The sequence below is a fragment of the Paenibacillus sp. WLX1005 genome (assembly GCF_046603685.1).
Classification (GTDB): domain Bacteria; phylum Bacillota; class Bacilli; order Paenibacillales; family Paenibacillaceae; genus Saccharibacillus.
On record NZ_CP176756.1, the window covers coordinates 925295 to 938352 of the forward strand.

Genomic DNA, 13058 nt, shown 5'->3' on the forward strand with positions numbered 1-13058 from the left:
AGGCGTTCATCAATGAATCCAACGGGAGTTCCATAATAAACATATCCAATATGGCAATATGTTCATTGTGGCGTTGTTCCGTTAGCGGATCGTAATGAAACTTAACCTTGAATTTCCAGCTTGAAACAAGCTAGCAAAAAGGGGATGGCAGCAGTCGCTTTTTGTTTCGGTGCCTGATCAGGCGGGTAGTTAAGAGTAACATAAAGGTGCACCACGAAATACATCGAAGACAGAAAATTTCAATCGTTGAAGGAGAGGACAGACAATATGATCATTAGTATCAGTGTCGCGATTATCGCGATCGCATTCGCAGTACTCGTAGTATTTCTGGTTAAACTTTTATTGGCAGCAAAGGATTCGCTTGATAACGTATCCGCTACATTAAAAGACGTTCAGAAAACCGTAGAAGAATTAACCTATGAGGTGAAACAAACCGTACGTAACGTAAACGACATTACGTCGAACGTAGAGTACAAGCTCAAGCAAGTCGATCCAGTTGTTGATTCCGTCAATAATCTCGGTATCGTACTGAGCGAAGTAACAGAAACAGTCAAAGACTTGACGCTGAAAACAAAAGAAGTATCTGGTGCTTTTTTTGAAAAAGTAAAGTTCGCAAGTGGTGACACACACGAGCATGCCAACAATCCGCATGGCGTAGTTAAAGCTTCGACTCCAGAAGATCGCACGCTGCAATCGTATTCGGCTACATATGCCAAATCCGGTGCGTGGGTGAACACTGTTGATATTATCGCTAACGTATGGCAACGCCTGCGCAAAGCACAATCTCGTTAATTGACATTAGGATAATTATATTGCTTTGAAGTGTTATTCCTCTATTTAACCGGCAGAGCGAACTTTGTTTAGACGACTACGCTTTGCCGGTTGAATTATAGATGAAACAGACCTGTAACCCCGAATAGACAAACTGGTAACCAAGCAAGCTTTCTTATGTATTAAGATGTAGATATAACGCTTCACAGAAGCAAGCCGAAGAAAGGGTGAGACGATGCTAACTCTCATGATGTTACTCGCTGGAATATTGTCCCCTGACCCCGGTTATGATCAAGTATCTGCTGCTTCCGTACAGCCGGTTACGACTGTACAGACCGCTCAATATGCTTCATCCACACCGGACACCGGTATTACGACTGCTCAGGCTTCTATGCCAACGGTATCGAATGCCGTATATGAAGAGGACCACAATTATACGTACAGCACACTGAATGGTGTATCGCTGGAAGATACCAAGGCGGATGTCATTCGCAAACTTGGAGAACCTGCGAGCATTGCAGAGAATGTGAGCGGCTATACCGAATACCGCTACAATCATCTGACTGTAGGTCTGCGCGATGGTCTGATTTATTACATCAGTGTCCCGGTAACAGCAGGTTCTATTGAACTGGATGGACAGCGTATTGCGCTAAATAAACAGGATATCACGAATGCACTTGGACAGCCGCAGTTTACCGCTGAGGACGGACAGGGCTATAACAATGAATTTTATGCCTTTAAGGTATTTACCGACCCAGAGACCGGCAATATTGTAAGTGCAGATATTTTTGACGCATTGTCTCAATAATAGACATGGTAGGACGTTGTTTCACGCAGCGAATATCATTATGCGCAAATTTTGACAACATACATGTTTCGGATGATTGGAATCGGGTTAATATACTGAATGACCATTTTGACAAACTTGAAAAGGATTGGTGAAACAGCATGGCATCTACCAACGCAAAACCTTATGCAAAAGTTGTAGAAAATGGAACACAGGCAGTAGCTGTAGTAAATGAACTTCGCAGTACCGGATATGGATTTGAGGAAGTGTATGTACTTGCTCACCAAAAAGACCGTACTGAAAAAATCGCTGAAACTGCTGATGCGCAAGAAATTGGCATCAAAGAAGAAGGCGCATTTGATTCTCTAGCGAATCTATTCCGCTCTCGCGGTGATGAACTTCGCTCCAAAATTACTTCCTTGGGCTTTACGAAGGAAGAAGCAGATTTTTATGAAGAAGAGCTAGACAAAAATAAAGTACTGGTGATTGCACAGCATAAAGCCTGATGAATCACTTGCCTGTTTTGCGGAAAGAGGTTATATCAAACGCGTATACCCATCGTCCCCGCAAGGGCCCAGTATGGTAGGGAATACACCTTCAACATCACCTATTTGGTGGTGTTGAAGGTTTTTTGACGAGTTTTTGATATAGCCCCTTTTCATACGGATTTTAATGTATTCTAAAATCAGGAAGTATGGCATGATGTTTTAAGGTTGAATTCAAGGAATGAGGAGAAGATATGAATATATTAATCGTGGATGATAATCCGACTAATCTAATCATTATCCGGGAAATTCTGAAAAGAGAACAATATACTGATCTGGTCACTGCAACTTCAGCGAAGGAGATGTTTGATTATCTGGGACATGGAGAACCGGATGCTGTTTTGCGTTCCAAATCTAATACATTTGATTTGATATTGCTGGATATGATGATGCCAGAGATGGATGGGATCGAAGCATGCCGGATTTTGCAGCAAAATGAAGTGTTACGGGATATTCCAATTATTATGGTCACAGCAGTTGGTGATTCGAAGAAATTGGCAGAGGCATTGGATGCGGGTGCTGCTGACTATGTAACCAAGCCGATCAATAAAGTGGAATTGATGGCGCGTATTCGTCTTGCCTTGCGACTCAAGCATGAGAAAGATTGGCACAAAGAGCGCGATCAACATATTCAAGACGAATTGAAGCTGGCGAGTCTGGTACAGCACGCGGTGCTTAGTACACCGATTACAGATCAGCAATTCCAAATTGAAGCGCGCTATAAACCTTCGTTTGAGCTGGCAGGTGATCTGTATGCCTGGTATCCACTCGGTGAAGGGCGATATGGCATCATTCTACTGGATATGATGGGTCACGGTATTTCATCATCGTTATTCTGCATGTTTATTGCTTCCGTGCTCAAGGATACGGTCACTACATATGTAGAACCTGAGAAAGTTATCCAGGAGCTGAATCGTCGCTTTAATCAATTGCATATTGAGAATCAGCTCGTTCAGTACTATTTTACAGCGATCTATCTCGTTGTAGATACGAAGTACAAAAAAATCGATTATGTGAATGCTGGTCATCCGCCAGGTTTATTTTTTGATGATCAAGGTGAAGTGACGCGCTTGACGACAACGACATTCCCGGTTGGATTATTTGACCGTATTGATGCAGAGTCGAACAGTTTCCATTATGAAGGAGATGCGCATCTGGTGCTGTATACCGATGGCTTGCTGGAAGCGGTGGAAGGCGATCAAGAAGTACAGCTGGAGTTCTTAATCAATAAATTGAAACAAGGTCATCATCTACATCAAACAGATGTAGAACAGGTGTTTTTCGAAGATATCATACCTGCCGACCGGGACGACGACAAGTGTCTGGTCTGGATTTCGTTACAGGAAGGGACGGACAGTGAATGAAACTAAGAACGAAACTCGTTCTGGGGTTCAGTGCCATTATTATGATTTTAATGGCGCTGGGCTTTATTACGTATGACCGTATGAATTACATGAACGAACAGCTGGACAAAGTATATCAAGATCGGTATTTGAAAGTTCGTTATTCTACCGACGTTCGTTCCGAAATGAATATTATTGCCCGCGAAATCGCCAATGTATTGCTCAGTGCCACTACGCAGCCAGCGCAAAGTCGCAGCATCATTGAAGAAAATATCGCAAGTGGTAACAATAACCTCAAGTTGCTTAAAGCTGGCGCAGATACGCCGGAAGAACGCCAGTTAACGGCTACCGTTACAACCAACTGGCAGACCTATATCGAATATGCTCGCAAAGTGACTGATTTGTTATCTCAGGATCAGATTGCTGCCGCGAATAATTATCGTACTACGAGCGGCTTGCCTGCTCAGATTAATCTGAATGATAGTCTGGGCATCCTGTCGAACTATCAAGATACGACGATTGATCAGGAGATTCAGGCAGCCAATACGGCGTATCAGAATTCGATTCGGATGACCACATACGTCATGGCATTCGGGATTTTGCTAAGTCTGTTGGTTATGCTATGGATTGTACCGAGTATTAGCCGTGGTCTGGGAACGGTATCCCTGATGATCAAAGGCTTTTCCGAAGAGCGTTTTGGCGCCATTCGCCGCATCAAAGTGAAATCGAAAGATGAGATTGGTGATGTGGCACGCGTATTCCAAGATATGGCGAATGATCTGCAAGAGAAGCGTAAGCTGGAAGAGCAGTATCAGCAGGCACAGGACGATCAATCTTGGCTCGCTTCCAATACTGGGCGCATTACCGAATTACTGCGTGGTGTCATAACACTTCAGCAAAGTTCGCAAACGTTCATTGATGAGTTTGCTCCGCGCCTCGGTGCGCATTATGGCAATCTGTATCTGCGTACTCATGAATCACCAGATCATATTCATCTACTCGCTTCCTACGCAGCAGAAGGATTATTGCCAGCCAAAAAAGAATTGCGGGTCGGCGAAGGATTGGTTGGACAATGTGCCGCTGATATGAAGCCGATTATATTGGATGATGTACCTGCCGGTTATTTCCCGGTCAGTTCTTCTCTTGGTGCAAGTCAGCCGAAAAGTATTATGATTTATCCGATTCTATTTGAAGAGGAATTGCTCGGTGTTATTGAAATGGCATCGCTGCAAGGATTCACATCGCTGCAACGACAGTTGTTGCACATGCTGTTGCAAGATCTCGGTGTCATTGTCAACAATATCAACCGTCGTCTGCATGTAGAGCAATTGCTGCGCGAATCTCAGGCACTGACCGAAGAATTGCAAAGTCAGTCGGAAGAATTGCAGATGCAGCAAGAAGAGATGCGTCGTTCCAATGAGCGACTGGAGGAGCAGACCGAGGAACTGAAACGTTCTGAAGATTTGCTGCAACGTCAGCAACAGGAACTGGAGCATTTTAACAATGAACTGATCGCCAAGACACGCGAGCTGCAAGAGCAGGTACAGCATGTTGAAGAGCAAAATGAAGAGATTGAGCAGAGCAAGCATCAGCTGGAGCAACAGGCGATGCAGCTGTCTGTAACTAGCAAATACAAATCCGAATTTTTGGCGAATATGTCGCATGAATTGCGCACACCGCTGAACAGTCTGCTCATTCTGTCGCAGCTGCTGACCGAGAACAAGGATGGCAATCTGACTGACAAGCAGATGGAATACGCCAGCACCATTTATATGTCCGGTGCCGATTTGCTCAAAATGATTGATGAGATTCTCGATCTGTCCAAAGTAGACGCAGGCAAAATGGAAATGAACCGTGAGACGATGCCAGTCAAAGTACTGGAATCGTTTGTAAATATGAACTTCGCTCCGGTCGCTGCTAAGAAGAACATCGATTTGCATGTGAATATTGGCGACAATGTGCCGGAATACTTGGTCACCGATGAACATCGAGTGAAACAGGTGCTGCGTAACATGTTATCCAATGCGTTCAAATTCACTGAAAAAGGCTACATCGAAGTGGATATCAGTGAATCGGACGGCAAGGATCTGCCGGTATATTTGCGTAAGCAGAATGAATATATCGCTATTCGGGTTACTGACAGTGGGATCGGTATTCCACAGGACAAGCTGGATCTGATCTTTGAAGCATTCCAGCAGGTCGATGGCACAACCAGCCGTAAGTATGGCGGTACAGGATTGGGTCTTTCGATCAGCCGTGAATTGGCACGCCTGCTAGGAGGTGGCATTACCGTAAGCTCTGAGCATGGCAAAGGCAGTAACTTTACGCTATATCTACCTAAAGTATTACCAACAGCAGAGGATCAGCCTGCCAACACGTCTGGAACATCGGTTGATCTGGTGAGTGCTTCGTATCTGCCGTCAGACTTTATCAGTCAGCAATTGCAGAATAGTGGCAATCCGTCGCGCAATCGTATGATGGAACAGGAAGAGAGTAAAGTGATCGCGGCTACGATTCTGGATGATCGCGATACTCTTACTAAGAGCGATAAGGTATTGCTAATCATTGAGGATGATCCGAACTTTGTTCGTATTTTGATCGATATGGCGCGTGGTCGTGGATTCAAAGCATTGGTAGCGATGCAAGGCGATACAGGGCTTCATATGGCGAAGACCTACAGTCCGGACGCGATTATTCTGGATATTCAGCTGCCGGTGATGGATGGTTGGGCAATTCTGAGCGAACTGAAGAGCAATGCTCAGACTCGCCATATTCCAGTTCACGTTATCTCTATGATGGATGATGTGAAGCAGGGCTTAATGATGGGAGCAATCGCGTATCTCAAAAAGCCATCCAGCAAAGAATCGCTGGAAAAAGCATTTAATCAGCTGCAAAATTACACCGAACAGGGTCTTAAACAGCTGTTGATCGTTGAAGATGATGAGATTCAGCGCAAATCCATTATCGAGCTGATTGGTCATGACGATGTGGCGATTACTGCTGTATCCACTGGCGGTGAAGCAATGCAACAACTGAGCAGCAAGCGATATGACTGTATGGTACTGGATCTGATGCTAACAGATATGACTGGATTTGAATTGCTGGATCGGATTCGCGAAAATCCGCAGCTACGCGATCTGCCAATCATTATTTATACAGGGAAAGAACTGGATACCAAGGAGGAAACGCAGCTGCGCAAATATGCCGAGTCGATTATCGTCAAGGATGTGAAGTCGCCGGAGCGCTTGCTGGATGAGACAACCTTGTTCCTGCATCGGGTGGAAGCTGATTTGCCGGAAGACAAACGCCGTATTCTACAGAAGCTGCACAACAAAGAAACATTGTTTGAAGGCAAGCGTATTTTGCTGGTCGATGATGATATTCGCAATGTATTTGCTCTATCGAGTGTGCTAGAAGGATATCGAATGGATGTCATGTTCGCTGAGAATGGACGCGAAGCAGTCGAGATGGTAGAGAAGCAGGACTTTGACCTCGTATTGATGGATATGATGATGCCGGAGATGGACGGTTACGAAGCGATGCGTCTGATTCGTCAGATGCCAGAACATGATAAATTGCCGATCATCGCACTAACCGCCAAAGCGATGAAGGATGATCGCTCCAAATGTTTGGAAGCCGGAGCTTCCGATTATGTGAAGAAGCCGATTCAAACGGATCAACTTTTATCACTAATGCGCGTCTGGTTGTATTCGTAAACCAAAAAAGTGGGTAAATGAAGTATAATATGGAGTACCAGGTTATTTTATAATATGATATGCATAATAAAGTGGAATGTCATGAATGATACGATTGCGCAACGACGTATAGATAAATGTATAGAGACTAGATAGAAGAGTTTACAGAATTGGGGCTGAAGAAACGATGACACCAATCGATCATGAGCAAATACCGAGTAGTTCCGAAACGCCCCAGGCGAACAACCAGATTATAACCAATATCGCAGAACGTGAGAATATCGAAATCGACTTGCTGCTGGAAGGTGTGCATCGATTGTACGGGTATGATTTTCGTAATTATGCCCGTGCATCGTTAACACGTCGGATTTGGCATCATGTGCATGCTGAGAAGCTAACCTCTGTGTCAGCACTTCAGGAAAAGGTACTGCATGATCGTTCTTGCTTTGAGCGACTTGTGCAGAATCTGTCCATCCCGGTTACCGAGATGTTCCGCGATCCGCAATTGTTTCGTATGTTCCGCGAGAAGGTTGTTCCACTGCTGCGCACCTATCCATACATTCGGATCTGGCATGCAGGTTGTTCTACTGGCGAAGAGGTCTATTCCATGGCGATTTTGCTTCATGAAGAAGGATTGCTGGACAAAGCCCGAATTTATGCAACGGATATGAATGATCGTTCGCTACAACAAGCACGAGAAGGTGTGTTTGGTATTGAGCGGATGCAGCTTTATACGAAGAACTATCTGGAAGCTGGCGGTACACGCTCCTTTTCGGAGTATTATACTGCCCGTTATCAGTCGGTGATTTTTCAGCCGTTTTTGCGCAAGCATATTATTTTTGCAGAGCATAATCTGGCGACCGACCGTTCCTTTAATGAATTCAATGTGATTTTATGTCGAAACGTTATGATTTATTTTGATGATAAATTGCGTGAGCGCGTGCATGGTTTGTTCCACGAAAGCCTGAGCCGTTTTGGTATTTTGGTGCTCGGCTCTAAGGAGTCCATGCAGTTTACTGGTTACAGCGATAGCTATGAACCGCTGGATCGGATTGAAAAGGTATACCGGAAAATTAACTAGAGAATGTAGGGGGATTCCATGAGGTTTCATGAAGCGATTCATATCTTGCTCGTAGATGATCGACCTGAAAACTTACTCGCCCTGGAAGCTGTTCTTGAAAGTGAACGCTACAATCTGGTCAAAGCCACTTCAGGCGAAGAGGCGCTACGATGTTTGCTCAAGGACGAATTCGCTGTGATTATTCTGGATGTGCAGATGCCGGGCATGGATGGCATCGAGACCGCCAAGCTGATCAAAGCTCGCGAGAAAACAAAAGAAATACCGATTATCTTCATTTCTGCCAACAGCAAGGAAGCTGAGCATCTGTTCGCTGGGTATTCTGCCGGGGCAATTGATTATATGGTCAAACCATTCATTCCACAAATTCTCAAGTCCAAGATTGAAGGCTTTGTGAATATGTATTTGACCAACAAGCGACATAAAACCCAGTCCATGCTATTACAGCAAAAAACGCTGGAATTGGAAAAGATGAATCAAGAGCTCATCCGCGCCAAGGAAGATGCAGAGATTGCAGCCAAAGCCAAAACTGAATTTTTGGCAATGATGAGTCATGAAATCCGTACTCCAATGAATGGTGTCATCGGTATGATCGATCTGCTGATGGAAACCGATCTGCATCCAGAACAAAAAGGCTATGCCGAGATTATCCGCAGCAGCGCGGATACGCTTGTCATGGTCATTAATGATATTCTGGATTTTACAAAAATGGAATCAGGCAAAATGGAGCTGGAAGAGCATCCATTCACACTGGACTCCTGTATTGCCGAAGTATTCAGCCTCTTCTCGGTTGAAGCAAGTAAAAAGAATCTGGAGCTGGTGTATCGTCTGAGTGATGATATTCCGGGATACTTGTTTGGCGATATGGCGCGATTGCGTCAGGTCTTAATTAACCTGACAGCGAACGCGGTCAAGTTCACCGAGCAAGGCGGGGTCTATTTGGAAGTCCAGCGCAAAGGGCAGTTGGATGGTAGGCTGGAATTGGAATTCAAAGTCAAAGATACTGGCATCGGTATCGCTCAAGAGAAACGTGAGCAGTTGTTCCAACCGTTTTCCCAGCTCGATTCATCCATGACCCGTAAATACGGTGGGACTGGACTGGGACTTGCCATTTGCAAAAATCTGGTGCAGATGATGGGCGGCGACATTTATCTCGACTGCAATGAAATGGATCTACAAAACGGAGCCATCTTTGCTTTTAATATTATGGTTGGTGAATATACGGTAGAAGAACCGGAAATCGGCAATCTGGAAGAAGGTCCGGCAAATTTGATTCACCCGAGGACGACAAACCCTCAGATCCTGATCGTGGATGATCATCCCATTAATCAGAAACTGATGGTGAGTATGCTCGGAAGACTCGGGTACACATGCGAAACAGCGGAAGATGGAGCGGAAGCAATACAGATGGCAGCAGCCAAAAGATATGATTATATTTTTATGGATGTGCAGATGCCAAACATTGATGGCTTGGAAGCCACCCGCAACATTCGCGAATTGCAGAATGGTGAACATACGGTTATTATTGCGATGACCGCTGATGTGATGGAAGGAATCAAAGCACGCTGTTTTGCTGCTGGAATGGATGATTATATTAGCAAGCCAGTTAAGATGGTTAGTGTTCAAAATGCATTGGAGCGTTATTCCGCAGAATTGTCGCGCTTTGAAGTTAAGAAAACAGTATACTAAATACGCAATGACGTTTGTCCTATAGCAAGCGCGATGAATTGCAGGTAAGCTGGTAGTAATAAAAGCGCACCCGCGATCGATCGCGTTTTTGCCTTTATGGTTGTTACGACAACCATTTTTTGCGTTTTTAGTTACCGATTGGAAAGCAACATACCAACCGAATGGAATATATTGGTTGTTTCAGGTCTTCATCGGTTGGGTTATTAGTAAAGAAACCATTGTTCAGGGGAGAATGTCTATGAATACTAACAAAAATGAGAAATTCAATGCTGTAACCCAGATGGATGAACGTGCATGCACCGTATTTTTAAGCGGGGAAATGGATTTGTCGGTCGCACCTGATTTTCGTCTGGTTATGGAACCTTTGGTCGGTAACGCAGACCAGGACTTGATCGTAAATATGAAAGATTTGAAATACATCGATAGTACGGGTATCGGTATTCTGCTTTCTATCCTTAAAGCGCGGCACGGTATGAATGCCAGCTTTACTGTTGAAGAAGTTCCTCCACAGATTCAAAGATTGTTTGAAATGACTGGTATTGCCAAGTTTTTTGCCCCTCAGGAGAACTCCCACTAGGAAAGGACCGAACATAGCATGAAAGCTGATACTCAAAAGGTAATCCTTAATCTGCCTGCCACAGCAGAGTTTGTTGATGTGGTACGTTTAAATCTGTACGGAATTGCTTCCAAAATGGGTTTTTCCTACGAAGATATTGAAGATATGAAGGTCGCTGTCTCCGAAGCATGTAACAACTCGGTTTTATATGCTTACGGTCAAGATGGCGGTCATATTGACGTCATTTTTGAAATTGGTGAAGAAACGCTGTCGATTATCGTTGAAGACGAAGGGGAGAGCTTTGACACGGTAACCGAAGTGGCGGATCAGTCCACCCTACACGACAAAGAACTGAGCGATGTTCAAATCGGCGGATTGGGCTTTTATCTGATGCAGGCGTTGATGGATGATGTCAGCATTGAGAATGTGTCTGGTCAGGGAACACGTGTGACCATGTCCAAAAGCCTTGCTCGAAGTGAGGAAAGAGTATGAGTGAAAAAGTGACTCCCCCTGCATCGATGGACGAGGCAATCGGCCTGATCTGGGAGTATCAACAAACAAAGGACAATGATATTGCAACCGTACTGATCAAAAAGTACGAGCCGATGGTCAAAATGGCTGCCGGCAAAATTGCACGTAACCGTCCTGACCTGTATGAAGACCTGTATCAGGTTGGTCAGATGGCACTTATCCGTCTTTTGCAACAGTATGATATTTCCTTGGGGATTCCTTTTGAACCGTATGCCATGAAAAGTATGATCGGGCACATGAAAAACTTTTTGCGCGATAAATCATGGTACATACAGGTTCCGCGCCGTATTAAGGAAAAGGGTGCCCTGGTTCAGCAGGCGATTGACGAACTGACTGTGAAGTTAGAGCGTTCGCCAAGTGTACGTGAAATTGCCGGATTCCTGGATCTGTCCGAAGAGGAAACGATCGAGGTATTGGCAGGACGCGAATGCTATCATTATGTATCCTTGGATTCCCCATTGTCGCAAGAAGAAAGTGCAGCGACACTGGGCGAACTGATCAGCGCGGACGTGAATGATTACGATGCTGTTGAGAAACGTATGGATCTGCAACAGGCACTTAGCCAGTTGAAGGAACAGGAGCAAAAAGTATTGCTGCTGGCATTCCAGGAAGGTCAATCCCAGCGCGCGATTGCGCAGAAGCTGGGCGTTTCCCAGATGAGTGTATCACGTATCCAAAAACGGGCAACCGAGAAGCTGAAGCAGATTATGTCCAATGCTTCATCGTCCGGATAACGCCAGTGGGTTATTCCATTTCATATGCAACATTGTCGAGTAGGCAATGCCAGAGGGTATGCTAATTCTTCCATCATGGAATGAAGCAGCATACCTTTTTTATGTATGTATATGTGTACGATAAAAAAGAGGCGGATTATTTTCCGCCCCGGGATGTATTTACATAACCAAGCAGTTCACTGATAAAGTCGCCAATAACCGGAAGGTTAAAGTTTACCAGCAAAGTAAGTACGTAACCAAGTAGAGCCAGAATAACGATCGTTCCGAGCGATAAACCGAGACCACGTGCTGCACCAGCGACGAAGTTAGTCAGGATTCGCTTTTTGACGCTGCTGTAATTTTCAATAATGTCTTTGATCTCTGCTTTGTCGAGTGCAGAGGTCAATTGATCCAGGCGCTCATTGAGACGATGTACCTCATGACGCAATTCAAATGGGTGTTCGCGAATGGCATCAGGTGCAGGGACAACCTGTGGTGGATTCGGTGATAACTCCTTATCGTCTTTATCAGCCATATCGTTCCCTCACTTTCACAATAATGTAGAGATGGACGTGTGCCGGGCATAAAAATAGCCGACTGCAATGAGCCGGCTATTGGAATTGTTCGATTCAATCACTGCTTATTTCTTCGGTGCATTCGTGGAAGAAGGAGCAGTATAAGAAGCAGAACCAGGTGTAGTTGTGCTTGTACCAGTTGTACTGCTGCCAGCAGAGTTATTTTGCGCCAGCGGTTTTGCATCTTCTTTTACGTTGTCCGAAGCTTTGCTTACTTCTTTGCTGATATCGTCTTTTGCATCTTTGATATCTTCAGCAATGTTTTTGGAAGCTTCTGCTACGTGTTTTACGATATTGTCTTTCGCTTCTGCCTGTTCTGGTGTAGGCGTTGTAGCATCTTTTACTTTACCAGTCAGTTCCGTAGCTTTGGTTGCTACGGTTTGAGCGATTTCGGTTGCTTTGTTACCTACAACACCAGCCAGTTCGACTGTTTTGTCGCTGATCAGACCAGCGGCTTGAGCTGTTTGGTCGGATACTGTACCGTAGACGTTTTTCGTTTTCTCACCAGCTACAGTCAGCTTGTCAGAAATGTCACCGCGCAGTTCGCGTCCAGGCTTTGGCGAGAACAGCAGTGCTGCGGCTGCACCGATCAGACCTCCGATAAATACACCTTTTATAAATGTGGAACTGCTTTGTGCTGGGTATTCTTTTTCTGCTTCGTTCATGAACAATCACTCCTTGGATTAGTATAAAGTGCATGGGCTAGCATATAAATCTCCCAGGCAGGAAGATTCAGCCATATCATATCAAGTGAAGCTTTCTGAGGAGTACATCT

At 44.8% G+C, this 13058-nt stretch carries 12 protein-coding genes; 10 read left to right on the forward strand and 2 right to left on the reverse strand.

What is annotated here, in order from left to right; all coding sequences use genetic code 11:
- The first annotated feature begins 267 nt into the window (after positions 1-267).
- The 10 genes from ACE3MZ_RS03990 (at position 268) to ACE3MZ_RS04035 (ending at position 11729) form a co-directional block, all read left to right on the forward strand.
- Positions 268-792: a DUF948 domain-containing protein gene (locus ACE3MZ_RS03990; protein ID WP_411345216.1), complete on the forward strand. Its 525-nt coding sequence runs from the start codon at positions 268-270 to the stop codon at positions 790-792.
- Between the two features lie 214 nt (positions 793-1006).
- On the forward strand, positions 1007-1579 hold the full coding sequence (locus ACE3MZ_RS03995; RefSeq protein ID WP_411345217.1) for a hypothetical protein: 573 nt from the start codon (positions 1007-1009) through the stop codon (positions 1577-1579).
- Positions 1580-1719: 140 nt separating this feature from the next.
- On the forward strand, positions 1720-2064 hold the full coding sequence (locus tag ACE3MZ_RS04000) for a general stress protein (protein WP_411345218.1): 345 nt from the start codon (positions 1720-1722) through the stop codon (positions 2062-2064).
- Between the two features lie 233 nt (positions 2065-2297).
- Positions 2298-3467, forward strand: coding sequence for a SpoIIE family protein phosphatase (locus ACE3MZ_RS04005; protein WP_411345219.1), 1170 nt, complete (start codon positions 2298-2300; stop codon positions 3465-3467).
- Positions 3464-7162: a response regulator gene (locus ACE3MZ_RS04010; protein ID WP_411345220.1), complete on the forward strand. Its 3699-nt coding sequence runs from the start codon at positions 3464-3466 to the stop codon at positions 7160-7162. Before ACE3MZ_RS04005 ends, ACE3MZ_RS04010 begins: the two co-directional genes overlap by 4 nt.
- Before the next feature lie 166 nt (positions 7163-7328).
- A complete protein-coding gene (locus tag ACE3MZ_RS04015) occupies positions 7329-8222 on the forward strand; it encodes a CheR family methyltransferase (RefSeq protein ID WP_411345221.1) in 894 nt (297 codons plus the stop codon).
- A gap of 18 nt (positions 8223-8240) precedes the next feature.
- On the forward strand, positions 8241-9908 hold the full coding sequence (locus tag ACE3MZ_RS04020) for a response regulator (protein ID WP_411345222.1): 1668 nt from the start codon (positions 8241-8243) through the stop codon (positions 9906-9908).
- 238 nt (positions 9909-10146) lie between these two features.
- Positions 10147-10485, forward strand: a complete 339-nt coding sequence (locus ACE3MZ_RS04025; protein WP_411345223.1) for an STAS domain-containing protein — start codon at positions 10147-10149, stop codon at positions 10483-10485.
- Between the two features lie 18 nt (positions 10486-10503).
- Positions 10504-10956 (forward strand): anti-sigma B factor RsbW, encoded by a 453-nt coding sequence (gene rsbW / locus ACE3MZ_RS04030; protein ID WP_411345224.1) that lies wholly within the window; start codon positions 10504-10506, stop codon positions 10954-10956.
- Entirely contained in the window at positions 10953-11729 is a 777-nt protein-coding gene (locus ACE3MZ_RS04035) for a sigma-70 family RNA polymerase sigma factor (RefSeq protein ID WP_367064155.1), read from the forward strand. The genes rsbW and ACE3MZ_RS04035 overlap by 4 nt, the downstream gene beginning before the upstream one ends.
- Positions 11730-11865: 136 nt before the next feature.
- Here ACE3MZ_RS04035 and ACE3MZ_RS04040 read toward each other — a convergent pair whose 3' ends face one another.
- Together ACE3MZ_RS04040 and ACE3MZ_RS04045 are read right to left on the reverse strand one after the other, a co-directional pair.
- Complete coding sequence (locus ACE3MZ_RS04040) at positions 11866-12243, reverse strand: DUF5665 domain-containing protein (protein WP_411345225.1); 378 nt, start codon at positions 12241-12243, stop codon at positions 11866-11868.
- A gap of 105 nt (positions 12244-12348) precedes the next feature.
- Complete coding sequence (locus tag ACE3MZ_RS04045; RefSeq protein ID WP_411345226.1) at positions 12349-12948, reverse strand: YtxH domain-containing protein; 600 nt, start codon at positions 12946-12948, stop codon at positions 12349-12351.
- Positions 12949-13058 lie beyond the last annotated feature (110 nt).